Here is a 23,161-nt window from a genome sequence, read left to right on the forward strand (position 1 = left end):
TCGAGGAGCTGGCGGTTGATTCGGATGGCACAGTCGGAGGCCGGTGGCCCCAGGGGCACGATCGACGCGGGGCGTGTGCGTGAGGCCGCTCTGACCACGTTCGCCCGTGTCGGCTTCCATGGTTCATCGATGGGGCAGGTCGCTGCGCTGCTGGGTGTCCGTGCGCCGTCCCTCTACAACCACATGGCGTCGAAGGATCTCCTGCTCGAGGAGATCGTGCTGGCGACCGCCGAGCAGGTGTGGCGCGACTTCGAGGATGCCGTGCGGACGGAGCGAACCCCGGAGCGCCGCCTGTGGGCGGCCGTGCGCGTCTACGCCCTGCGGCACGCCACGCACCCTCGCGAGGCGGTGATCGTCAACCGTGACGCCCGGAGCCTGGCGCCTCCGGCGCGCGATCGCGCGCTGGCCCTGCTGCGCCGGCACGAGCGCGGCGTGCGGGGGCTCATCGAGGCCGGGGTCGCGAACGGTCGGTTCGGGACGGAGCATCCGGCGCTCGTCTCGTTCGGCGTGCTCGAGATGTGCGTGTCCGTGGCCAAGTGGTTCGACGGCGGCGGCGATCGGAGTGCGGCCGAGGTTGCGGAGATCTACGCCGACTACGCCCTTCGTATGGCCGGTGCCCGCGATTGAGCAGCGGCGCGCACCTGTCCGTCGCCACTGGGTGAGCTCCGGTACCAGGCGTGCTGCTCGGCCCTTGACAGGCAGTGAGTGGTGTGCCTAACTAACTATCGCACGTTAGCCCGTCCGGGCTGCCACGCACGCACGACGAGAAACGAGACAACGATGTCGCAACACACCTCTTCGCCCGAGCAGAGGGAGAAGCAGAAGATCCTCGACGAGGTCGCGCGCAGCGAGCCGTTCCGGGAGCTCGTCCGGCGTCGGTCCAGGTTCGTCCGCGCCGCGCTGACGTTCTCGATCGCCTGGTTCGGTGGGTTTCTCCTGCTGATCGCGTTCGCCCCCGACCTCATGGCCACGATCCTCGTGCCGGGCCTTTCGCTCGCGTACCTGCTGGGCTTCTCCCAGTTCGCCCTGGTGTGGGTCGTGACCTGGCTCTACATCCGCATGTCCGACAGGGTGTTCGTGCCCCTGCAGGAGCGCGCGCTCCTCGTCGCCGAGGAGGTGGCTGCGCGATGAACATGACCCGCTTCATCTTCTTCGCCCTGATCATCGTGGTGACGATCGGTGTCACCGTATGGGCCTCGCGTCGCACGAGCACCCAGGCGGACTTCTACGCCGCAGGCCGCGGGATCAGTGCCCGCCAGAACGGCCTGGCGATCTCGGGCGACCTCATGTCGGCCGCGACCTTCCTCGGTTTCACCGGTCTGATCTACCTCAACGGGTTCGACGGTTGGGTCATGGCGATGGCGGCCCTGTGGTCCTTCATCCTCATCCTCCTGCTCCTCGCGGAGCGCATGCGCAACGCCGGCCAGTTCACGGTGGCAGACGTGCTGTCCTTCCGGATGTCGGCGCGGCCGGTGCGCGGGGCGACCGGCATCGCCACCCTGGTCATCGCCATCTTCTACCTCGTCGCCCAGCTGGTCGGCGCCGGCGTGCTCCTGCAGGCCCTCGTCGGCCTGCGCTTCGACGCCGCGGTCGTCATCACCGGCGTGGTCATGCTCTCCTACGTCGTGTTCGGCGGCATGCTCGCCACGACCTGGGTCCAGATCATCAAGGCTGTCCTGCTGCTCTCGGTCGGCATCGCACTGACGGTGGGGATCATCGCCCAGTCCGGCCTCAACCCGTTGGGCATCTTCGACGCCGCGGCCGACCGTCACCCTCTGGGTGAGGGCTACCTCGGCCCGGGCGGCACCGGCGAAAGCCCGTGGAACACCCTGTCCTCGGCAGCCGCCTACGGCATCGGCACCGCGGCGCTCCCGCACGTACTCATCCGGTTCTTCACCGTGCCCGACGCGAAGGCCGCGCGGAACTCGGTCGGTTGGGCGGTCGGCATCATCGGCGCCTTCTTCATCGGTACCTCGTTCTTCGGCTACGGCGCGCGTCACCTGCTGCCGGAGGGCTCGGAGGAGGCCACGGCCGGCGGCAACCTCACCGCACCTCTCCTGGCCGAGCACCTCGGTGGCGGCGCGGGAACCGTGGGCGGCGACATCTTCATCGCCGTCGTCACCGCCGTCGCATTCGCGACCATCCTGGCTGTCGTGGCCGGACTCCTCATCTCCGCCTCCGGAGCGGTCTCTCACGACCTGTGGTTCAACGTGCTCAAGCACGGTCAGCCGCGCGACGAGCGGCAGGGGACCCTTGTCGCACGCCTGGCCGCCCTCGTGGTCGGGGGGCTCGCGATCGTCGTCACGCTCATGGTGGGCGGCTCGACCAACGTCGCTGTGCTCGTGGGCCTGGCGCTCTCGGTCGCGGCGAGCGCGAACTTCCCGGCGCTGGTCCTCTCCCTCATCTGGAAGCGGTTCAACACGGCGGGTGCGGTCGTGGGCATCTTCGTGGGGCTCATCAGCTCTGTCGTCCTCATCCTCGTCGGGCCGCACGTGTGGCCCGGTGGGCCGGAGGAGGCGCTGTTCCCCATGGTGTTCCCGGTCCTGGTCTCCGTGCCGCTCGGCTTCCTGGGCTGCTTCGTGGGCACCCTGCTGGGTGCTCGGCGCGACACGGACGAGGACCGCTACACCGAGCTTCACGTCCGGTCCATGACCGGCCTCGGCGCCGAGGGCGCGAGCTCGCACTGATCCGGTCCGCCGGCGCTACGACTCCCGAGGAGGAACGATGCACGTCAACGTCTGGGGCTCGGCGGGGCCCGAGGCCCTGCTGGTCCACGGGAGCGGCGCGGGCGGCGAGCTCATGTGGCGCCGGCAGCGACCCCTCGCGGAGGGACGTCGCCTCCTCGTCGTCGACCGCCCGGGCCACGGTGGGACGCCCGCTCGGGCCCGGGTCGACTTCGACGACGAGGCGGACCTCCTCGAGGACGTGCTCCCGGACGGCGCGCACCTGGTCGGGCACTCCTACGGCGCCGTCGTCAGCCTGACCCTCGCCACCCGTCATCCGGAGCGCGTGCGGTCGGTCGTCGTCAGTGAGCCCCCGATATACGGGATCGCCGCGGACGACCCGGCCGCGCGCCGACTGATGGAGGACGCCGCCGACCTGTGGGACGACACCGGGCTCGACCCGCACACCTGGTTCGACCGCCTGGCCGACCTCATCGACGAGCGCAAGTACCCGGGAGGTCTGCCGCCGGCGGCGGTCAGGGGCGTGGAGCTGCTCCGGGGCGAACGTCGCCCGTGGACCGCCCGGCCGGAACTCGAGCGCCTGGCGGATGCGCGCGTGCCGGTGCTCGTCCTCTCGAGCGGGTCCGTCGCCGGGATGGAGGCGACGTGCGACGCGGTGGCCGCCCGGACGGGCGGCCACCGCGAGCTGGTGCCTGGGTCCGGCCACAGCGTCCCGCGCGAGGCGGAGCGCTACAACTCCCTCGTCGCGGACTTCTGGGACTCGGTCGAGGCTTGAACCACTAGCTCACGGCACCCGCGGATTCGCCGCCGTCCTCGACCCGGAGCTGCTCCAGGGCGTCGCGGACCGGGTCGGGAACCGAGACCGTGCTGCGGGACGCCTTGTCTACGTACACGTGGACCCACCTGCCGTACGCGGAGACGGTCCCGTCGGGCTCCCGGTCGTCGAACAGGCCCAGCTCGTAGACCACGCTGGAGCGCCCGACATTGGCGACCCGCAGCCCGGTCGAGACCGGATGGGGGAAGCCGACCTCACGGAAGAAGCGGCAGGTGGACTCGGCAACGACCGGCATCTCGGGCGACTCCTGAGGGTCGCGCCCGGTCTGCGCGGCCATCCATCCGTTGATCGCGCTGTCGAAGAGTCCGAAGTACACGGCGTTGTTCATGTGTCCGAACATGTCGTTGTCCGCCCACCGCGTCGTCTGGGGGATCAGAACGGGGAAGTTCGTGCGGGTCAGTGCCCGTGCATCGGTCGTCGTGCCCATGCGGTGCCTCCGAGGTTTGACAGGTCTGAGATGACCTCCGTACTGTAACGAACAAACGTTCATTAGTACAGGGAGTGGGTACCGATGGAGCTGACCAACGCCTTCACCGTCGACCTTCCGGTCGACGACACCTTCCGGACGCTCGAGCAGCTTGAACGGGTGATGCCGTGCGTGCCCGGCGGCGCGATCGAGCGCGTTGACGGCGAGGACTACCACGGGATCGTCAAGATCAAGGTGGGGCCGGTCTCGACGAAGTACTCGGGCGTCGCCCGCTTCGTGGAGAAGGACGCCGAGAACCACCGTGCGGTGATCAGGGCGGCCGGCACCGACGTCGGAGGCCAGGGGGGCGTCGAGGCGCTCTTCACGGTCACGCTCGAGGAGCACGGCGGCGGCACGCGCGTCCAGGTGGACACCGACCTCAACCTGTCGGGCCGCGTCGCCGGCTTCGGTCGGGGCATCGTCGCGGACGTCGCGGGCAAGATCCTCAGCCGATTCGCCAAGAACCTCCAGGAGGAGCTGGCGAGCGGGTCCCTGGCGGCGCCGTCCGATCCGGGCTCGGTGCAGCCCGGCGCAGGCGACGGTGCAGCCGCAGGCGCGAAGGATGGCACCCCCCAGGCGGCGTCGCGCCCGACCGCACGTTCGTCATCGGCGGACGACGTCGAACCCCTCGACGTCATGTCCATAGGACCGGCCGTCGCCAAGTACCTCCTCCCCGTCGCCGGGGCCCTGGCGGTGCTGGGGCTCGGCGCGGCGCTGCTGCGCCGCCGAGGGGGCTCCGGATCCGGGGCCGGCGGCTGGCCCGCAGGGGGCCTGCACATCCACGTCACGCTGCCGCAGGGTGCCTGGCAGGCGGTCCCCGTGCCGACGGACCACACATGGGGCGAGCAGTGACCGGGCGCTCGAGCGGACCGGTCATCGAGGTCGGCGACCTTCGCGTGCTCACGCTCGAGGACGGCCACGGGCGGGAGGTCGCCCGGGACGTTCTCACGCGGGAGGGGCACGCCGACGGCTGGTCGTGCCACGGAGACCTGCTCGACGAGCAAGGCGACCTCCACCTTGCCGTCGGGGGGTACCTCCTGCAGAGCGGCGACCGGACGATCGTCGTCGACACCGGTGCGGGCACGATCGACAACGGCCGGTACAAGGGCGGGCTTCTGCTCGAGAGCCTCCGCGTGCATGGCGTCGAGGTCGAGGACGTCACCGACGTTCTCCTCACGCACCTCCACTTCGACCACGTGGGCTGGGTCTCCAAGAAGGGCAGCCCCGTCTTCCCCAGGGCCACCTATCGCGTACACGAGGCGGACTGGAACCACTTCGTCGACGCCCCGGACGCCCAGCCCGGGGCCCTGCGCAAGCTCGAGCCGATCCGGGAGCAGCTGGAGACGTTCGACGCCAGTCGCACCATCGCTCCGGGCCTCGACGCCCGGCCCATGCCGGGGCACACCCCGGGCTCGACGTCGTTCGTCGTCTCGGACGGCAAGGACCGGCTCGTCCTCGTCGGGGACCTGGCGCACAGCCCGGTCGAGCTCGTGGAGACCGGCTGGAGGTTCCGGCACGACCACGACCAGGAGCTGGCGGCGCGCTCGCGCACCGAGCTCGTCGAGGAGTTCACCGACACCGGGGCGGTCATCGCGGCCGCCCACTTCCCCGACTTCCGGCCCGGCCGTCTCGTCGCCGGCCCCACTGGACCCCGCTGGTCCTCGATCTGAAGGAACGAAGATGGATCTCGATCTGCACGGCAAGAACGTCCTGGTCACCGGCGCCGGCAAGGGGCTCGGCAAGGAGATCGGCCTGGCGTTCGCGGCGGAGGGCGCGAACGTGGCCTTCCACTTCGGCTCGTCCTCCGCGGGCGCTGAGGAGGCCGCCGAGGAGGCGCGCTCCGCCGGCGTCCGCGCTCTCGCGGTCGGCTGCGACGTGCGGGACGGTGAGGCGGTCACCGAGGCGGTGGCGACCGTGCGACGCGAGCTCGGACCGATCGACATCCTCGTCAACAACGCCGCACTGGCCGTCTCGCAGCCCTTTCTCGAGTCGGACGAGGAGGACTGGCTACCGCAGATCGACATCACCGTGACGGGCACCCTCCGCATGACCCACGCGGTGGCGCGCCAGATGGTCGAGGACGGCACCGAGGGCTCGATCCTCACCATGACCGGCGACTCCGGTCGTGTGGGAGAGTCGCGGCTGCTGGTCACCGCCACGGCGCGTTCGACGGCGCTCGGGCTCACGAAGTCGCTCGCCAAGGAGCTCGCCCGGCACAAGATCCGCGCCAACGCCGTCTCCATCGCGCTCGTCCAGACGGGCAGCCTGGCCGAGCACACGGGCAACGCCGACGAGGCCAAAATGAAGAAGATCCTCTCGGCCTACCCGCTGCGCCGGTTCGGCCGCACGGAGGACATCACGCCCACGGTCCTCCTCCTGTCCTCACCTCGTTCGTCGTGGACCACGGGTCAGATCCTGTCGGTCAACGGCGGGTACTCCATGCCATGAGCGCCACCCACGAGCAGACCACGGACGCGCACGCGGAGCCCACGGAGGGCGCCATCGGCCGCAGCGTCACCCGCAAGGAGGACCGGCGGCTCCTCACGGGACACGGCAACTACGTCTCGGACCTCGTCCTGCCCCGGATGCGTCACGTCGCCTTCCTCCGTTCCCCTCACGGGCACGCGAGCATCCTCGACGTCGACACCTCGGCCGTGCGGGCCGACGCCGTCTTCACGGGGACGAGCAGTAGCTTCGCGACGACGGAGCTGCGCGCGAGGTCCGCCCTGAAGTCGTACGTGGAGACCGCGCAGCCGCCGCTGGCGCGGGACAAGGTGCGGTTCGTCGGGGAGCCGGTCGCCGCCGTCGTGGCGGGCGACCGCTACCGGGCCGAGGACGCCCTGGAGCAGATCCGCGTGGACTACGACCCGCTGCCGGCGACGACGCTCGCCTGGGAGCCGTCCGGTGTGCCGGTGCACGAGGAGGCGCCCGACAACGTCCTCCTCGAGCGCGAGTTCGACGCCGGCGATGTCGACCAGGCATTCGAACGTGCGACGGTCGTCGTCGAGCGGGAGTACATCACCAACCGGCACGCCGGTAACCCGATGGAGGGACGCGCGGGCGTCGCACTCTGGGACCGGTCGGAGGAGCGGCTCACCTACTGGTCCGGGACCCAGATCCCCCACCTCGTGCGCAACATGCTCGCCGAGCTGCTCGGCCTGCCGGAGGGCAACGTCCGGGTCATCGCCCCCGACGTGGGCGGCGGGTTCGGTACGAAGTCGATCCTCTACCCCGAGGACGTCGCGCTGTGCCTCATGGCGCGAGAGATGCGGGGTATCCCGCTCAAGTGGGTCGAGGACCGGGCAGAGCACCTCCAGGCGGCGGCCCATGCCCGCGACCACCGGTACCTGATGAAGGCCGGATTCACCGAGGACGGCGAGCTGATCGCTCTGCAGGCGGACATCACCTGCAACATCGGCGCCTACTCGGTGTACCCGTGGACCGCCGGCATCGAGCCGCTCATGGCCGGAGGCCTGCTCACGGGCCCCTACAAGCTCGCCAACTACCGGTGCACCACGCGAGGAGTCACGACGAACACCGGGTACGCCGGGCCGTACCGCGGCGTCGCGCGGCCGGCGACCGTGTTCGCGATGGAGTCCGTGATGAACGCCGCGGCGCTCGAGCTCGGGACGACCGCGATCGAGCTGCGTCGCCGGAACCTCATCGACTCCGTGCCCTACCGCATGCCCTCACGCCTCGTGGACGACTCCGGCTGGTACCGCGAGTGCCTGGACAAGGCGCTGACCCTCGTCGGGTACGAGGACTTCCGCACCGAGCAGGAGCGTCGTCGCGACGCGGGGGAGCACCCGATCGGCCTCGGGGTGGCCTGCTACAACGAGCTGACCGGTCTCGGTCGTGCCGCCGCGGCGGGCCCCCGGATGCCGTTCCGCACGGGGCACGACGCCTGCACCGTCCGGGTCGAGGCCGACGGGACGGTGACCGTGCTGTCCGGCGTGACGTCGCAGGGCCAGGGGCAGGAGACGACGATCGCCCAGATCGTCGCGGACGCCGTCGGGGTCCGGTACGAGGACGTCAACGTCCGGATCGGCGACACGAACGAGGCGCTGTGGGGCTTCGGCGCGTTCTCCTCGCGGCAGGCGGTCATCGGCGGAGGAGCGGCCCACCTGAGCGGGACCGCCGTCCAGGAGCAGATCCTTCAGCTGGTGGCGGCCCTCTTCGAGACCAAGGCGGACAGCCTCACCGTGAAGGACGGGACGATCTACGGGCTGGACGGAGACCCGGTCATGACGCTGGCCGAGGTGGCCCGGATCGCTTACCTGGAGTCCAACCGGCTGCCCAAGGAGATCGACCCCGGGTTGCAGGCCACGCGCTTCTTCGATCCCATCCTCGGAGCATTCTCGGCCGGCGCACAGGCCGCCGTCATCGAGTTCGACCGGGCCACCGGACAGATGAAGATCCTGGACTGGATCTGCGTGGAGGACGCGGGTCGCATCATCAACCCGCTGGTCGTGAACGGCCAGATCGCCGGATCCATCGCGCAAGGGATCGGCGGGGCGATGTACGAGCACCTCATATACGACCAGTCGGGCAACCTCGCGACCGGCAGTCTCATGGACTACCTCATGCCCACGACCTACGAGATCCCCGAGCTGACGATCGAGCACGTCTCGCACCACGCGGACAACCCGCTCGGCGTCCGCGGCGTCGGAGAGGGCGGGACGCTCGGACCCAACGCCGTGATCGCGGGCGCGGTCTCCGACGCCCTGGGACTCGAGATCACACAGCTGCCGGTCACGCCGGCGACCGTCTGGGAGGCGATGCAATGATCCGCACGACCGCACGCCGCTCCGTCACGCTCGTCGAGATGGACCGGCACAGCAAGCGCAACGCGCTCGACATCGAGCACCTGGCGGGCATCCGCGGCGCCGTCGAGAAGGCGGCCGACGACGGCACCCGCGTCGTCGTCATCACGGGACGCGGCACCAGCTTCAGCGGCGGTGCTGACCTCGACGGCGTCTACGGCGCGAACTTCCGCGACGCCCTCTACGGCACCCTCGGCGCGATCACCTCGTCGCCCGTGCCGGTGGTCGCCGCCGTCAACGGGCCGGCGATCGGCGCGGGGACCCAGCTCGCCATCGCCTGCGACCTACGGGTGGCGGCCCCGGACGCCGTGTTCGCCGTCCCCACCGGGCGGAACGGGCTGGCCGTCGACCCGTGGACGGTGCGCAGGCTCGCGCTCCTGGCCGGCGGCGGGCCGGCCAGGGCGCTCCTGCTGGGCGCGGCGTCGTTCACGGCGCAGCAGGCCGCGGCGTTCGGTCTCACCGAACGGCTCGGTGATCTCGACGACGCGATGGCCTGGGCCGAGGAGATGTCGAACCTGGCTCCGCTCACGCTCTCGTACTCGAAGCGGGCTCTCGAGGCGGCTTTCGAGCCCGCCGCGTGGCCCGCAGATATCGACGCGGAGTTCCTGCGGTGCTGGGACAGCGACGACGCCGCCGAGGCACGCCGGGCACGCACGGAGAAGCGCTCGCCCGTCTTCCAGGGACGTTGAGGGAGCCACCGTGAAACCTGCACCGTTCGACTACGTCCGGGCCTCCACCGTCGACGACGCCATCCGGACCCTCGACGAGGCCGACGGCGACGGCAAGATCATCGCCGGCGGACAGAGCCTCATGCCCGTCCTGGCCATGAGGATGTCCCGACCGAGCATCCTGGTGGACGTCAACCGGATCCCCGGGCTCAGCACCATCGACGTGCGCGGCGACTCGGTACGGATCGGAGCGCTCGTGCGGCACGTCGACCTCGTCCGGCAGGACGAGGTGCCGCTGCTGTCCGCCGCGGCGAAGTGGATCGGGCACCCGGCCATCCGGTCGCGCGGCACCTTCGGCGGCAGTCTCGCGCACGCCGACCCCTCCGCGGAGCTCCCGGTGGTCGTTGCGGCCCTCGACGGTGTCATCCACGTGACGGGCCCCGACGGGGCCCGGGACATCCCGGCGAGCGAGATGTTCGTGGGGACGATGGAGTCGTCCCTCGAGGAGCTTGAGATGGTGACCCGGGTGACGCTCCCGCTGCCGGAGCTCTGGGGCTTCACGGAGCTGTCCCGCCGGCACGGGGACTTCGGTCTCGTCACCGTCTGTGCCGCGACAGTCGATGGCTCGTGGCGCATCGCCGTCGGCGGAGTCGGCGGCGTGCCCCACCGCGCGACCGGAGCCGAGCGCGTCCTCGACGAGGGCACGGTGACCGATGAGCGGATCGACGAGGCCGCCCGCGCCGCCGCTGACGGGATCGCCATCCCGGACGAGGACGCGCCCGGAGCCCGCTACAGCAGGGCGATGACCGAGCAGTTCACCCGGAGGGCCGTGGCACGCGCCGTGGCCAGCGCCAGAACAGGAGGCTGAGGATGAAGGTCAGATTCACGGTCAACGGTGCCGCGGTCGAGGTCGACGTCGAGCCGCGGCGGACGCTCGCGGACGCGTTGCGCGAGGACCTCCACCTCACGGGCACGCACCTGGGCTGCGAGCACGGAGTGTGCGGTGCGTGCACCGTGCTGGTCGACGGCGAGCCCGCGCGCGCCTGCCTCATGCTCGCGGTCCAGGCCGACGGGATGTCTGTCTCGACCGTCGAGGGGATGGCCGGCGACGACGGCACCCTGCACCCGCTGCAGAAGGCGTTCGGCGAGTGCGGCGGCCTCCAGTGCGGATTCTGCACGCCGGGCATGCTCATGTCGGCGCTCGACCTCCTCCACCGCGAGGAGAACCCCTCCCGGGAGCACATCCGGGAGGAGCTGTCCGGGACCATCTGCCGGTGCACCGGATACATGGGGATCGTCGACGCGGTCGAGCAGGCCGCCGCCGAGCTGCGCGGGTTCCAGGAGGGCGCCGTCGTGGGCCCCGAGCAGTGAAGGACATCCTGGACGACCTCGTCGGCTGGTGGGAGTCCGACGTCCCGTTCGCCGTCGCGGTCGTCATCCGTACCTGGAGCTCGGCCCCTCGGCCCCCTGGTGCCGCGATGGCTGTGGTGGGCACGGGGGAGGTCGTCGGGAGCGTGTCGGGCGGGTGCGTCGAGGGCGCCGTGTACGAGGTCGCCCAGGAGGTCCTGCGCACCGGGCGGCCGGAGCTGGTGACCTACGGGGTGGGCGACGACGACGCCTTCGCGGTCGGCCTCACCTGTGGGGGCACCATCGAGCTCCTGGTGCAGCGCGTCGACCGCGAGTTGTTCCCGGAGCTCGGCGCGGTGGTGGACGACGTCCGGTCGCGCGAACCTGTCGCGCTGGTGAGCCTGGTCCCCGGTGTGAACCCCGGCTCCCGCGCTGACGCCGAGGACGATGCCGACGGTGGAGCCGGCGCGGGCCGCGACCCCGGTCCGACCGCCGGGGCCCGCGGCGGGTACGTGGTCGTCCGGCCGGACGGCGCGGTCGGTGGCCTCGGCAACGGCACGCTGGACGCCGCCGTGAAGGACGAGGCGAGGGCCCGCCTCATGCACGGCACCTCGGAGGTCGTCACCATCGGCGCCACGGGCCAGCGCCGCCTCGAGGACCTCGAGGTGTTCGTCCACTCCTTCGGCCCGCCCCCGAGGATGCTGGTCTTCGGTGCGATCGACTTCGCCGCCGCGGTGGTGCGGATCGGGAAGTTCCTGGGCTATCACGTCACGGTCTGCGACGCGCGGCCCGTCTTCGCCACGAGCAGTCGGTTCCCCGACGCGGACGAGATCGTGGTCGCGTGGCCGCACGATCACCTCGCCGAAATCTCCGTCGACGCTCGCACCGTCATCTGCGTCCTCACGCACGACCCGAAGTTCGACGTGCCGCTGCTCGAGCTCGCGCTGCGGAGTCCCGCCGGCTACGTCGGTGCCATGGGAAGTCGTCGCACGCACCTGGACCGGATCGATGAGCTGCGCAGGCGCGGTTTCTCGGACGACGAGCTCTCCCGGCTCTCGTCCCCGATCGGGCTCGACCTCGGTGGTCGCACCCCGCAGGAGACGGCGGTGTCGATCGCCGCTGAGATCATCGCGTCGAGCTGGGGTGGTTCCGGGAGGCCGTTGAGCGAGCTCGACCAGCCCATCCACCGCTAGGCGGCTACGCGGTCCGACGCACTCCGGCGATCCTCAGCGCGTACTCGCCATACTGCCGGGACAGCTCCTCGGGCGTCGTGTCGCCGCCGCCGACGCGGAACCAGCGCGAGACGCTCACGCACATCTCGCGGATAGCGAACGAGGCGAGCTTGGCGGACTCGACGTCGAACACGCCGGCGTCCACACCGTCGACGATGATCTGTCTGAACGCCCTCTCGTGCCAGCGACGCTTCTCGCGCACGAGGCTCCGGGCCGGGTCCTCGAGGTGGACGGCGTCCCCGTTGACGACCATGGTCTCCCGGCGGTGGACGGCATGCCGGAACGCGTACACCTCGGTCGCCCGGCGGAGGCGCTCGACCGGGTCGGTGACACCCTCGGTCGCCGCGGTGAACTCGTCGACCACAGCGGTGATGGTGCTGGTGGTGATGGCGTCGAGCAGCGAGGCCTTCGACGTCATGTGGTTGTAGAGACTCGGTGTCCTGATCCCGAGTGCCTCGGCGATCTGGCGGAGCGTGGTGCCGTGGTACCCGCGTTCCGCGAACAGCGTGAGAGCCATGTCGAGCACTGCCGCGCTCGACACCGCGGGAGCTCTCTCCGTGGGGGTGCTGGTGCCCTGAACCATCGATGACCCTCCCGGACCGTGTGCGATGCGCGACGTCCTGCTCGTCCAGAAGACTAACGCGCGTTCGCCACAGGCGCTGCTCTTGCCCGCGTAGTGAAAGCAAGAACCCCGGACCCTTGCGGATCCGGGGCTTCTCCCTGCGGAGGATGAGGGATTCGAACCCTCGAGGGCTTGCACCCAACACGCTTTCCAAGCGTGCGCCATAGGCCACTAGGCGAATCCTCCTGGGCCGCGTGCCGGGGCGCGCGGTACCGGGGATCGATCCTACCCGAGTCGGCCGGGCGCCTCACGCCCCGACGGCGAGTGACGGGCCACAGTCCTCGGCACCGGTCCCCACGACTTGTAGACTTGTCACCAGACCCCCCGTGCGGCGGCATCTCGCTGAACCCCCCCAGGGCCGGAAGGCAGCAAGGGTAGGCGGGCTCTACCGGGTGCGCGGGGGGTCCCTTCATGCCCTGTGGGGACGCGACGCACCGTGTCCCCTCGCCCGGTTAGGGTCGACCCCGTGACGACAGCCCTGTATCGCCGGTACCGCCCGGACACCTTCCAGGAGGTCGTGGGCCAGGAGCACGTCACCGAGCCGCTCATGGCCGCGCTGCGCACCGGCCGCATCACGCACGCCTACCTCTTCTCCGGTCCGCGCGGCTGCGGCAAGACCACGTCGGCCCGGATCCTCGCGCGCTGCCTCAACTGCACGCAGGGCCCCACCGACACCCCGTGCGGGACGTGCGACTCGTGCGTCGAGCTCGCGCGCGGGGGAAGTGGCTCGCTCGACGTCGTCGAGATCGACGCAGCCAGCCACAACGGCGTCGACGACGCCCGCGAGCTGCGCGAGCGCGCGTCCTACGCCCCCGTGCGCGACCGGTACAAGGTGTTCATCCTCGACGAGGCGCACATGGTCACGCCCCAGGGCTTCAACGCCCTGCTCAAGCTCGTCGAGGAGCCCCCGGAGCACGTGAAGTTCGTCTTCGCGACGACGGAGCCCGAGAAGGTCATCGGCACGATCCGCTCGCGCACGCACCACTACCCCTTCCGGCTGGTGGGGCCCCGGGTCCTCACCGGCTACCTGGGCTCGCTCGCCGAGGCCGAGGGGGTGCAGGTCGCCGAGGGCGTCCTGCCGATGGTCGTGCGGGCGGGCGGCGGGTCCGTCCGTGACTCGCTGTCGGTCCTCGACCAGCTCGTGGCGGGCTCGGCCGGCGGCACGCTCGCACTCGACCGCGCCTCCGCGCTGCTGGGGTTCACCGACTCGGCGCTGCTCGACTCGGTCGTCGACGCGCTCGTCGACCGGGACGGCGCAGCGCTGTTCGACGTCGTCGACGACATCGTGGCGACCGGCCACGACCCCCGACGGTTCGTCGAGGACCTCCTCGAGCGGCTCCGCGACCTCGTCGTCATCTCGGTCGCCGGGGAGCAGGCCGACTCCGTGCTCCGCGGGGTCCCGCAGGACCAGCTGACGCGCATGCAGGACCAGGCTCAGCGCATGGGCTCCGCCCGCCTGAGCCGGGCCGCCGACCTGACGAACGCCGCCCTGTCGGAGATGACCGGGGCCACGAGCCCGCGCCTGCACCTCGAGCTGCTGTGCGCACGGATCCTGCTGCCCGGCGTCGGGGACGCGGAGGCCGGCATCCTCGCGCGCGTCGAGACGGTCGAGCAGGCCCTCGCCTCGGGCGGGGCGATCGCCCACGACGGCGGCGCGTCGGCACCGCAGGCGCCGCCCGCCCGAGGGAGTGCACCCGGGCGCGCGACGACCGGCGGCGACGTCGGTCGGGAGATCGAGGGTGCCGGTCCGCTCGCCGCAGGCCGCCCTGCAGGGGATGCCCGCACGGAGGTCGACCCCGGCCCGGGCGTTTCGTCCGCGGGCGGGCAGGTGTCGGACGCGGGGGCCGCGCCCGCCGGGTCGGGGAGCGAGCCCGCGCAGGTGCCGCCGGAGCCCGTGGTCGCGCCGGACTGGCGCGACATGCTCTCGCCCCCCGTGGCGCCGTCGTCCGGCGGGTCGTCCGACGGGGGCGCGTCGCCGGCAGAGTCGGCGGACCGTCCGGGTGCCGTGAGCCGCTCGACCACGAGCCCGTCGACCGCGGGCAAGGCACCGGACGGAGTCGCCGCGGACGCGGCAGCGGCACCGCCGCCGGCCCCGTCCGCAGAGCCGGCGGCCGACCGGCAGGTGCCACCGCCGTCGGGCACCGCACAGGCGCGGGACGACGCCCCGACGCCAGCGGGGCCGCACCGCCCGGAGGGCCAGGGAGGCGCATCGCAGGGCGACATGCCCGCGGACGGCACCGCTGGCCCGAGCGCGGCCGACGGGACGGCGGACGGCATCGGCCCGGAGGCGGTCTCGAAACGCTGGAGCGAGGTCGTCGAGGTGCTGGCCGGGCTGCGCCGCGCCACCTGGGCGCTCGTGTCGCAGAACGCCGTCGTCGGCGACGTCTCCTCGGACGAGGTGCGCCTCGACTTCCCGAGTGCCGGACTCGCCGACGCCTTCCGCAACGGCGGGCACGCGGAGCCGGTCGAGGAGGCGCTGCGACGCACGTTCGGTGTGCGGCTCCGCACGACGTCGGCCGTGGCGGGCGCTCCTCCCGGCGGCGGTGCGGACGCCCAGACGTCCGGGGCGCGGGGACGCTCGCCCCGCCCGGGACGACCCGCGGGCGCGCGCGGCAGCGGCTCCGACGACGACCCCGGTCATCGAGCCCCCGAGCCCGAGCCCCCCGCGGACCCGTACGACGCACCGCCGCACGCCCCGAAGCCCGGCGCGGCCACCGGGGACGGCTCCGAGGTCGGAGCCCACCCGCCGGAGCAGGGCGCGCCGACGCCCGGCGTCCCCCTGACGCCCGAGGGCGAGCCTGCCGTCGACCCGGACGGCGGGCCGTCCTCGCACGCCCACGCGGAGCCGGAGACCGACCCGGGCCCGCCCGCCGACGGCCACCGCGCGCCGTCCGACGGCCACCGTCCGCCGGGCGCCCCCCTCGACCACGAGGCGACGGAGTCACGCACGCCCGCCCCGCCGCCGGTGAGCGCTGAGGCGACGGAGTCACGCCCGCCCGCCCCGCCGCCGGTGGGTCCGGACGGCTGGCCGGCCGTGGCCGTGCCCGGCCGAGCCCTGCGAGAGGCCGCGGCCGGGGACGAGGGCTCGGAACGGGCCGCCTCCGTGGCCCCGGCGTCCGTGGCACCCGTACCCACCACACCGATGTCGTCGACGTCGCCGGCCGCTCCGACGTCGTCGACCTCGCCCGGCGCAGCGACATCGCCCGGCTCACCCGGCGGTCCGGGCGCGGGGCCGGGCGTGAGCGCGAGTCCCGACGAGGACGATCTCGCCGACCTGCCCGGACCCGAGGTCGCGGACGAGGACGGCTGGTCCGCCCCGGCCGGGCCGCGCGGCCCGGTGGGCGAGGCCGTCGACGAGAGCTCCGTCGTCGGCCCGGACCAGGACGCGGCCGGTCCCGACGTGGACGGTTCCGACACGGAGGGTCCTGACGCGGCCGGCGCCGAGGCGTACGGGCCCGGCGCCGGGCGCGACGGCGCCGGCGCATACACCGCGGACCGGGGCGTGTACGGCGACCACCCGCCCCCGGACGAGCGCTACGCACCCGAGGACGACGGTCCGGAGCCGCCGCCCGTCGTGCTGCCCGGGCAGCGACCCCTCGACGGCGGCGAGGAGCCTGCGGGGAACGCCGGGCGGGGCGCCGGCACCGGACCGGGTGGCACCGGTCAGGAACGCCCGGCCCGGCCCCGGGTCGACCCGGCCGACGACCAGCCCTCCCCGGACGACGAGGACGCGGACCAGTCCGGCCTCATGGGGGTCGACCTGCTGATCTCCGCGTTCGGCGCGCGGATCCTCGAGAAACGGTCACCGGGCGCCGATGTCCCCCCGGGGACGTAGGCTTCCCGCGTGTACGACGGCGCGGTTCAGGACCTGATCGACGAGCTCGGGCAGCTGCCCGGGATCGGGCCGAAGTCTGCCCAGCGCATCGCGTTCCACGTGCTCGCCGCCGACCCGGAGGACGTGGCCCGCCTCGCCACGGCCCTCGTCGAGGTCAAGGCCAAGGTCCGGTTCTGCGACGAGTGCGGGAACGTGGCCGAGGCCGAGCTGTGCCGGATATGCGCCGACGAGCGCCGCACCTACGCGCTGCTGTGCGTCGTCGAGGAGCCCAAGGACGTCGTCGCCATCGAGCGCACGCGCGAGTTCCGCGGCCGGTACCACGTGCTCGGGGGAGTCATCGATCCGCTCCGGGGGGTCGGCCCGAACGACCTGCGGATCGCCGACCTGCTCACCCGCATCGGCAAGCACCCGGTCGAGGAGGTCATCCTCGCCATGGACCCCAACATCGAGGGCGAGGCCACGGCCACCTACCTCACCCGCCTGCTCGGACAGCTCGAGATCCCGGTCTCGCGCCTCGCCGTCGGGCTCCCCGCCGGCGGCGACCTCGACTACGCCGACGAGGTCACCCTCGGCCGGTCGTTCGAGGGCCGCACGCGCATCTCGTCCTGAGCCCCGGCCGTGCCCGAGATCGACCTCACGGTCCTCCTGCTGCTCGCCCTCGCGGGGCTGGCCGCCGGCTGGGTCGACGCCGTCGTGGGCGGCGGCGGCCTCATCCAGCTCCCCGCCCTCCTCCTCGTCCCCGGGATGAGCCCGCTCGCGGCCGTGGCCACCAACAAGGTCGGCTCGATCATGGGCACGACCGTCAGCTCGATCACCTACTACCGGCGCGTGCACGTCGACCTGCGCACCGCGCTCCCGATGGCGGGCGCCGCGCTGCTCGCGGCGGTCGGCGGCGCGGCGATCGCCTCCTCGATCCCCGAGCAGGCGTTCACCCCGATCATCCTCGGCGCCTGCGTGGCGGTCCTCGTCTACACGGTGGCCCGGCCCAGCGTCGGCCGCGACAACGCGCTGCGGCTCACCGGCCGGCGGCACCTCGCCGCGGCCTGCGCGATCGGCGCCGTCATCGGCATGTACGACGGCGTGCTCGGCCCCGGCACCGGATCCTTCCTCGTCATCAGCCTCGTCGGCCTGCTCGGGTACGCGTTCCTCCAGGCCTCCGGCATCGCCAAGATCGTCAACCTCGCGACCAACCTCGGCGCGCTGCTCTTCTTCGTCCCCGCGGGCCACGTGGTCTGGGCGGCGGGCCTCGCCGTCGGCGTCGGCAACCTCGCCGGCGGCTACCTGGGGGCCCGCACGGCGGTCGCCCGCGGGTCCGGGTTCGTGCGCGTGGTGTTCGTCGTCGTCGTCTCGGTCCTCGTCGTGCGGCTGGGCCGGCAGATGGGTGACGAGCTCGGCTGGTGGTGACCGGGCCCCGCGACGGTGGCCCCCGCTACGACGGGACCCCGTGTGAGGCGTCACTCGGGTCCGCGGATCGGGACCACCTGTCCGGCCCTCGGGCGGCCGCCCTATCCTTGTCGGCACGACGACGTCGGCGGTGGCCTGATCCGTCGGCACACCATCGACCAGCGGGAGGCACCGCAGTGGCACGTGTCGTGCAGAAGTTCGGCGGGTCCTCCGTCAGTGACGCCGAGGCGCTGCGGCGGGTCGCGCGCCGGATCGCCGCGACGAAGAAGGCCGGCCACGAGGTCGTGGTCGTCGTCTCCGCGATGGGTGACACGACGGACGACCTGCTCGACCTCGCCGCCCAGGTGATGCCCGACGACCCGCCGGCCCGCGAGCTCGACATCCTCCTGACCGCCGGCGAGCGCATCTCGATGTCGCTGCTCGCGATGGCGCTGACGGGCGAGGGTGTACGCGCCCGGTCCTACACCGGTCAGCAGGCCGGCCTCGTCACCGACATCAACTACGGGCGCGCGTCCATCGTCAAGATGGCGCCCGAGCGGATCCTGCAGACGCTGCAGGACGACCAGGTGGCCATCGTCGCCGGCTTCCAGGGTGTCAACGAGCGCAACGACGTCACCACGCTGGGCCGCGGCGGCTCCGACACGACCGCCGTCGCGCTCGCCGCGTCGCTGGACGCCGACGTCTGCGAGATCTTCTCCGACGTCGACGGCCTGTTCACCGCCGACCCGCGCATCGTGCCCAAGGCCCGGAAGATCGAACGGATCTCGTTCGAGGAGACGCTCGAGCTCGCCTCCCACGGGGCGAAGATCCTCCACCTGCGGGCCGTCGAGTTCGCCCGCCGCTACGGCGTGCCGCTGCACGTGCGCTCGTCGTTCTCGAACCTGGAGGGGACCCTGGTCACCTCCGAGGACACCTACGAGGGAGCCGACATGGAAGAACCGATCATCTCGGGCATCGCCCACGACGAGAGCCAGTCGAAGATCACCGTGGTCGACGTGCCGGACATCCCCGGCTCCGCCTCGAGGCTCTTCCGGGTCGTGGCCGCCGCCGAGGCGAACATCGACATGATCGTCCAGAACGTCTCCGCCAAGGCGACGGGGACGACCGACATCTCCTTCACGCTCCCCACCACGCAGGTCGCCGCCGCGCGGCGCGCGCTCGAGGCCGCCCGGGAGGAGATCGGGTACGGCGAGCTGCGCGCGGACGAGGAGGTCGGCCTCCTCTCTCTCGTGGGCGCCGGCATGCGCTCGAACCCGGGCGTCTCCGCGCGCCTCTTCGACGCCCTGTACAACGCGGGCATCAACATCGAGATGATCTCGACGTCGGAGATCCGCATCTCCGTCGTCACGCGGGGCGAGGACCTGACGGCGGCGGTGCGCGCGGTGCACACCGCCTTCGACCTCGACGCGCAGGACACCGAGGCCGTCGTGTACGGAGGGACCGGGCGATGAAGGGACTCAAGGTCGCGGTCGTCGGTGCGACCGGACAGGTCGGACGCGTGATGCGCGAGCTCCTCGCGCAGCGCGAGCTCTCCCCGGCGGACGTGCGCTTCGTCGCCACCGCCCGTTCGGCCGGCACGCGCCTGCCGTTCCGGGGCGAGGAGATCGTGGTCGAGGACATCGAGACCGCCGACCTCGCGGGCATCGACGTCGCGCTGTTCTCCGCGGGAGGCGGCACCTCGCGGGAGTGGGCGCCGCGGTTCGCCGAGGCCGGTGCGGTCGTCGTCGACAACTCCTCCGCGTTCCGCAAGGACCCCGAGGTCCCGCTCGTCGTCTCCGAGGTCAACCCGCACGCGGTGGCCGCCCGCCCCAAGGGGATCGTCGCCAACCCCAACTGCACGACGATGGCCGCGATGCCGGCCCTCAAGGCCCTGCACGAGGCCGCCGGGCTGGTCCGCCTCACCGTGACGAGCTACCAGGCGGTCTCCGGCTCCGGTCTCGCCGGCGTGCGCGAGCTCGCCGGCCAGGTCCGTGCGGGCGTCACGCAGGACATCGAGGCACTCGCCCTGGACGGCGGTGCCGTCGACCTGCCCGCCCCCGAGGTCTACGCCGAGCCGATCGCCTTCAACGTCGTCGCCCTCGCGGGGAGCATCGTGGACGACGGCTCGCGGGAGACCGACGAGGAGCAGAAGCTGCGCAACGAGTCCCGCAAGATCCTCGAGCTGCCGGAGCTGCGCGTGTCCGGCACGTGCGTGCGCGTCCCGACCTTCACGGGCCACGGCATGTCGGTCAACGCCGAGTTCGAGCGGGAGATCGGCCCCGAGCAGGCCCTCGAGGTGCTCGCCACGGCCCCCGGTGTGGCCCTCGACGACCTGCCGACCCCGCTCAAGGGAACGGGCCGGGACGAGACGCTCGTGGGCCGTGTCCGCGCCGACGGCGCCGCCCCGGACGGTCGCGGGATCGCGATGTTCGTCGTCGGCGACAACCTGCGCAAGGGTGCCGCCCTCAACACCGTCCAGATCGGGGAGCTGCTCGCGGCCGAGCTGGCCGGCTGACCTCCGGGACGCCCGCGCGGGGCCCGTGGACCTGTGGGTCCGCGGGCCCCGCGGCCGTTCCCCGACCGCCCGAACCGCGGCTGCGGCCGTGCGCGTCCGCCGGGTGGGGCCGTCCGTCGTGGCGGTGGGTCCCTCGGGCGGGTGCGCCCGCCGGGCCGGCGCGGGACGGCTGTGGCCCGCGTGTCTCCTGTGACTCGAGGGACTTGTGGTGTTCCATGGTGCCGCCGTCCCGACCGGGCGGGCACCAGCGGGAGGGAGCGCGCCGCATGTCGGTGGGTGGACGCATCAGGGGACTGGACGGCCTGCGCGCGCTCGGCTGCGCGCTCGTCCTCGTCTACCACCTGCTGCCCGGGCTCGCCCCGGCCGGCAACATCGGCGTCGACGTCTTCTTCGTCGTCTCCGGCTTCCTCATCACCTCGCTGCTCGTGCGCGAGATCGGACGCACCGGCTCGGTCGACGTCGTCGGGTTCGTCGTGCGCCGCTTCCGCCGGCTCGCCCCTGCCGTGGCCGTGTGCGCGCTCGTCGTCACGGCCCTCGCGGGGCTCGTCGGCGGCGACGTGCTGGTCCGGATCGGCCGCCAGCTCGCCGGGACGCTGACCTTCACCGCGAACTGGGTCCAGGTCGCCGACGGCCAGAGCTACTTCGACCAGCAGACGCCGGCCCTTCTCACGCACGCGTGGTCCCTCGGCGTCGAGCAGCAGTTCTACCTCCTGTGGCCCCTGGTGCTCCTCGTGATCTGGCGAGCCCCGCGCCGCGTCCGGCCCCTCCTGGCCCTCGGGATCGGCGCCGGATCCGTGGCGCTGGCCGCCGGCCTCGGCGGCTCGCGCGCCTACCTCGGCACGGACACCCACCTCTACGGCCTCATGCTCGGCGCCGCACTCGCCCTCGCGCTGGCCCCGGCCCCTGCGCGAGCCGGCGACGGACTCTGGTACCCCGCCGCCGGCCACCCCGCCCGTGGCGCCGCCCCGAGGGGCACGGAGCCGGCCCTGGGTGCGATCCGCGGCCTCGCCGGGTGGGCAGCGCTCGCGGGGCTGGTCGGCCTGGCGGTCCTCGGGACGGCGGCGAGCGACCTCGCCACCCCGTGGCTGCTCCTGGCCGCCTCGGTCCTCGCCGCGCTCGTGGTCCAGGCGATGACGCCGGCCGTCCTCTCCCGGTCGCCCGGCCGCTCCCTCGCCAGAGCGCTCGAGCTCCCGCCCGTGGTGTGGCTCGGGGAGCGCTCGTACTCGATCTACCTGTGGCACTGGCCGCTGCTGGTCCTCGCCCAGGCCCGTTGGCCGTACGCCGACCCGCGCCTCGTCGCGCTCGGGGTGCTCGCGGCGACGCTCCTCGCGGCGGAGGCGAGCTACCGCTGGGTCGAGACCCCGTTCCGGCGTCTCGGCCTGCGCGGGGCCGCGGCCTCGCTCCGACGCCGCGTCACCACCCTCGCGGTACCCGTGGCGGCCGTGTCCGCGCTCGTGCTCACGGGCACGGCCTGGGCCGTGGACGAGGCGCCCGACCGCACCTCGACCGAGGAGCTCTTCGCCTCCGCCCACGGAACCGGTGGCGTCGTGACCTACCCGGGGCCGGCGGAGGAGCCCGACGGCGCGGCCCCCGGGACGGCGGACCCGGGCGCCGACGACCCGGGCACACCCGGCGGCGGACCCGGCACGCCCGACGGGGACCAGGACCGCGCCGGCGCCCCGAGCTCGTCGGACGGCGCGGACGGGCCGGGCGGCGAGACCCCCTCCGACGCCGAGGCGAACCCCGGTGGGAGCACGGGCGCCGACCCGACCCCGGGCGCCGACCCGACCCCGGGCGAGGCAGTGAGCGTCGTCGGGGACTCAGTCACGCTGGCCGCCGGCCCGGCGCTCGGAGAGGCGCTGCCTGGCGTGACGGTCGATGCGGAGGTCTCCCGGTCGTTCCTCGCCGAGATCGGCATCGTCGAGCAGATGGCGCGGACCGGCTCGTTGCGCGAGCACCTGGTCGTGGCCGGCGCGACGAACGGCATCGTCCGGGCCGGCGAGATCGACGAGCTCGTCGAGGCCGCGGGGGAGCGGTGCGTCGTGCTGGTCACCGGGTCCGGACCGGGCAGCGCCACCTGGATCCCCGAGGCCAACGGCGCGATCCACGAGGCCGCGCAGCGGCACCCGAGCGTCGTCGTCGCCGACTGGGCCGCCGTCGTCGAGGCCGATCCCGAGCTGCTCGGGCCGGACCACATCCACCCCGGCACCGCGGGCGCGGGCCGGTACGCAGCGACGATCGACGAGGCGCTCGCCACCTGCCCGTGAAGACCGGTACCACATCGACGAGCCCCGCGCAGGCCGGGCACGTGGGTAGTGCTCTCTCCTCCTCGCGGTGGAGACATTCGCTCCGGAGTTCACCCTCGTGACGGTGAGCGGGAACGTGTCGAGGCGGCAGGATGGGTTGTGGGCGCGGGGGCGTCCGCAGCAGTACACCGTGGCGCGTCCCGGACGATCCGGGGGGACAGCCGGGACGTGCCACGGATCTGCCACCGCCGTCCGGACGGATCGCAGGGGGATTCGTCGGGTCAGCGCAGACATCACGAGGGGCCGCAGGCACACAGCCTGCGGCCCCTCGTCGTTGCTCGGGTGTGCGCGCGTGCCGCTCGTCCGGCGCGGCGACCCGCCGTCAGGTTCCTCGGTGTACGCGGGTCACGCTCGTCGTCGAGCCGTCCTCCGCCGTTGCCCCAAGTGTACGGCGGGTGGGGGATCTTGCCGCAAGGCCCCCCTCGTGGGGCAGTATCGCGGGCTC

General features: G+C 72.7%; 20 protein-coding genes, 1 tRNA gene and 1 other RNA gene. 19 read left to right on the forward strand and 3 right to left on the reverse strand.

The genetic code is table 11. The annotated features are described in order from the left end of the window. Positions 1-129 precede the first annotated feature (129 nt). From AC24HA_RS02975 to AC24HA_RS02990, 4 genes are all read left to right on the forward strand, one after another. Entirely contained in the window at positions 130-627 is a 498-nt protein-coding gene (locus tag AC24HA_RS02975) for a TetR-type transcription factor C-terminal domain-containing protein (RefSeq protein ID WP_487563577.1), read from the forward strand. 153 nt (positions 628-780) lie between these two features. Then, positions 781-1,131 carry a DUF485 domain-containing protein gene (locus tag AC24HA_RS02980; protein WP_425707991.1) on the forward strand — a complete coding sequence of 117 codons (351 nt, stop codon included), beginning with the start codon at positions 781-783 and terminating at the stop codon, positions 1,129-1,131. Continuing rightward, positions 1,128-2,687: a solute symporter family protein gene (locus tag AC24HA_RS02985; protein ID WP_425707992.1), complete on the forward strand. Its 1,560-nt coding sequence runs from the start codon at positions 1,128-1,130 to the stop codon at positions 2,685-2,687. Before AC24HA_RS02980 ends, AC24HA_RS02985 begins: the two co-directional genes overlap by 4 nt. A gap of 37 nt (positions 2,688-2,724) precedes the next feature. Beyond that, positions 2,725-3,459: an alpha/beta fold hydrolase gene (locus AC24HA_RS02990; protein ID WP_425707993.1), complete on the forward strand. Its 735-nt coding sequence runs from the start codon at positions 2,725-2,727 to the stop codon at positions 3,457-3,459. A gap of 4 nt (positions 3,460-3,463) precedes the next feature. Here the strand turns inward: AC24HA_RS02990 and AC24HA_RS02995 are convergent, their stop codons facing one another. Continuing rightward, positions 3,464-3,946, reverse strand: coding sequence for an acyl-CoA thioesterase (locus AC24HA_RS02995; protein WP_425707994.1), 483 nt, complete (start codon positions 3,944-3,946; stop codon positions 3,464-3,466). An 84-nt stretch (positions 3,947-4,030) separates the two neighbouring features. Here AC24HA_RS02995 and AC24HA_RS03000 point away from each other — a divergent pair, with 84 nt between their 5' ends. From AC24HA_RS03000 to AC24HA_RS03035, 8 genes are read left to right on the forward strand one after another with little or no spacing between them, the layout of a single operon-like run. Next, positions 4,031-4,837 (forward strand): SRPBCC family protein, encoded by an 807-nt coding sequence (locus AC24HA_RS03000; protein ID WP_425707995.1) that lies wholly within the window; start codon positions 4,031-4,033, stop codon positions 4,835-4,837. Further along, complete coding sequence (locus AC24HA_RS03005; protein ID WP_425707996.1) at positions 4,822-5,655, forward strand: MBL fold metallo-hydrolase; 834 nt, start codon at positions 4,822-4,824, stop codon at positions 5,653-5,655. The genes AC24HA_RS03000 and AC24HA_RS03005 overlap by 16 nt, the downstream gene beginning before the upstream one ends. A 10-nt stretch (positions 5,656-5,665) precedes the next feature. Then, complete coding sequence (locus AC24HA_RS03010; RefSeq protein ID WP_425707997.1) at positions 5,666-6,433, forward strand: SDR family NAD(P)-dependent oxidoreductase; 768 nt, start codon at positions 5,666-5,668, stop codon at positions 6,431-6,433. Further along, positions 6,430-8,772, forward strand: coding sequence for a xanthine dehydrogenase family protein molybdopterin-binding subunit (locus AC24HA_RS03015; protein ID WP_425707998.1), 2,343 nt, complete (start codon positions 6,430-6,432; stop codon positions 8,770-8,772). Before AC24HA_RS03010 ends, AC24HA_RS03015 begins: the two co-directional genes overlap by 4 nt. Then, on the forward strand, positions 8,769-9,497 hold the full coding sequence (locus tag AC24HA_RS03020) for an enoyl-CoA hydratase (protein ID WP_425707999.1): 729 nt from the start codon (positions 8,769-8,771) through the stop codon (positions 9,495-9,497). Before AC24HA_RS03015 ends, AC24HA_RS03020 begins: the two co-directional genes overlap by 4 nt. A gap of 10 nt (positions 9,498-9,507) precedes the next feature. Beyond that, complete coding sequence (locus AC24HA_RS03025; protein ID WP_425708000.1) at positions 9,508-10,344, forward strand: FAD binding domain-containing protein; 837 nt, start codon at positions 9,508-9,510, stop codon at positions 10,342-10,344. Between the two features lie 2 nt (positions 10,345-10,346). After that, positions 10,347-10,847: a (2Fe-2S)-binding protein gene (locus AC24HA_RS03030; protein WP_425708001.1), complete on the forward strand. Its 501-nt coding sequence runs from the start codon at positions 10,347-10,349 to the stop codon at positions 10,845-10,847. Next, the gene (locus AC24HA_RS03035) at positions 10,844-12,016 is read left to right on the forward strand and encodes an XdhC family protein (RefSeq protein ID WP_425708002.1); all 1,173 of its coding nucleotides are present in this window, start codon (positions 10,844-10,846) and stop codon (positions 12,014-12,016) included. The genes AC24HA_RS03030 and AC24HA_RS03035 overlap by 4 nt, the downstream gene beginning before the upstream one ends. 4 nt (positions 12,017-12,020) lie before the next feature. Here the strand turns inward: AC24HA_RS03035 and AC24HA_RS03040 are convergent, their stop codons facing one another. Together AC24HA_RS03040 and AC24HA_RS03045 are read right to left on the reverse strand one after the other, a co-directional pair. Continuing rightward, positions 12,021-12,596 (reverse strand): TetR/AcrR family transcriptional regulator, encoded by a 576-nt coding sequence (locus AC24HA_RS03040; protein WP_425708003.1) that lies wholly within the window; start codon positions 12,594-12,596, stop codon positions 12,021-12,023. Positions 12,597-12,778: 182 nt separating this feature from the next. Then, a tRNA-Ser gene (locus tag AC24HA_RS03045) sits at positions 12,779-12,863 on the reverse strand. 129 nt (positions 12,864-12,992) lie between these two features. On the opposite strand from AC24HA_RS03045, the gene ffs reads away from it, so the two are divergent. From ffs to AC24HA_RS03080, 7 genes are all read left to right on the forward strand, one after another. Then, an RNA gene (gene ffs / locus AC24HA_RS03050) (signal recognition particle sRNA small type) lies at positions 12,993-13,089 on the forward strand. A 54-nt stretch (positions 13,090-13,143) separates the two neighbouring features. Next, a complete protein-coding gene (locus AC24HA_RS03055) occupies positions 13,144-16,512 on the forward strand; it encodes a DNA polymerase III subunit gamma and tau (protein WP_425708004.1) in 3,369 nt (1,122 codons plus the stop codon). A gap of 9 nt (positions 16,513-16,521) precedes the next feature. Then, positions 16,522-17,121 (forward strand): recombination mediator RecR, encoded by a 600-nt coding sequence (gene recR / locus AC24HA_RS03060; protein ID WP_425708005.1) that lies wholly within the window; start codon positions 16,522-16,524, stop codon positions 17,119-17,121. Between the two features lie 9 nt (positions 17,122-17,130). Next, complete coding sequence (locus AC24HA_RS03065) at positions 17,131-17,916, forward strand: TSUP family transporter (RefSeq protein ID WP_425708006.1); 786 nt, start codon at positions 17,131-17,133, stop codon at positions 17,914-17,916. A gap of 176 nt (positions 17,917-18,092) precedes the next feature. Beyond that, a complete protein-coding gene (locus AC24HA_RS03070; protein ID WP_425708007.1) occupies positions 18,093-19,367 on the forward strand; it encodes an aspartate kinase in 1,275 nt (424 codons plus the stop codon). Further along, positions 19,364-20,410: an aspartate-semialdehyde dehydrogenase gene (locus AC24HA_RS03075; RefSeq protein ID WP_425708008.1), complete on the forward strand. Its 1,047-nt coding sequence runs from the start codon at positions 19,364-19,366 to the stop codon at positions 20,408-20,410. The genes AC24HA_RS03070 and AC24HA_RS03075 overlap by 4 nt, the downstream gene beginning before the upstream one ends. Before the next feature lie 266 nt (positions 20,411-20,676). Then, positions 20,677-22,677, forward strand: coding sequence for an acyltransferase family protein (locus tag AC24HA_RS03080; protein WP_425708009.1), 2,001 nt, complete (start codon positions 20,677-20,679; stop codon positions 22,675-22,677). Positions 22,678-23,161 lie beyond the last annotated feature (484 nt).

This window comes from Georgenia sp. Z1491 (genome assembly GCF_057652395.1).

Excerpts from the sequence above, each read along its gene's own strand:
- AC24HA_RS03000 (WP_425707995.1), top strand. The coding sequence starts at position 4,031 with ATGGAGCTGACCAACGCCTTCACCGTCGACCTTCCGGTCGACGACACC.
- AC24HA_RS03015 (WP_425707998.1), top strand. The coding sequence starts at position 6,430 with ATGAGCGCCACCCACGAGCAGACCACGGACGCGCACGCGGAGCCCACG.
- AC24HA_RS02975 (WP_487563577.1), top strand. The coding sequence starts at position 130 with ATGGGGCAGGTCGCTGCGCTGCTGGGTGTCCGTGCGCCGTCCCTCTAC.
- AC24HA_RS02990 (WP_425707993.1), top strand. The coding sequence starts at position 2,725 with ATGCACGTCAACGTCTGGGGCTCGGCGGGGCCCGAGGCCCTGCTGGTC.
- AC24HA_RS02980 (WP_425707991.1), top strand. The coding sequence starts at position 781 with ATGTCGCAACACACCTCTTCGCCCGAGCAGAGGGAGAAGCAGAAGATC.
- AC24HA_RS02995 (WP_425707994.1), bottom strand. The coding sequence starts at position 3,946 with ATGGGCACGACGACCGATGCACGGGCACTGACCCGCACGAACTTCCCC.
- AC24HA_RS02985 (WP_425707992.1), top strand. The coding sequence starts at position 1,128 with ATGAACATGACCCGCTTCATCTTCTTCGCCCTGATCATCGTGGTGACG.
- AC24HA_RS03075 (WP_425708008.1), top strand. The coding sequence starts at position 19,364 with ATGAAGGGACTCAAGGTCGCGGTCGTCGGTGCGACCGGACAGGTCGGA.
- AC24HA_RS03010 (WP_425707997.1), top strand. The coding sequence starts at position 5,666 with ATGGATCTCGATCTGCACGGCAAGAACGTCCTGGTCACCGGCGCCGGC.
- AC24HA_RS03005 (WP_425707996.1), top strand. The coding sequence starts at position 4,822 with ATGGGGCGAGCAGTGACCGGGCGCTCGAGCGGACCGGTCATCGAGGTC.
- AC24HA_RS03080 (WP_425708009.1), top strand. The coding sequence starts at position 20,677 with ATGTCGGTGGGTGGACGCATCAGGGGACTGGACGGCCTGCGCGCGCTC.
- AC24HA_RS03030 (WP_425708001.1), top strand. The coding sequence starts at position 10,347 with ATGAAGGTCAGATTCACGGTCAACGGTGCCGCGGTCGAGGTCGACGTC.
- AC24HA_RS03020 (WP_425707999.1), top strand. The coding sequence starts at position 8,769 with ATGATCCGCACGACCGCACGCCGCTCCGTCACGCTCGTCGAGATGGAC.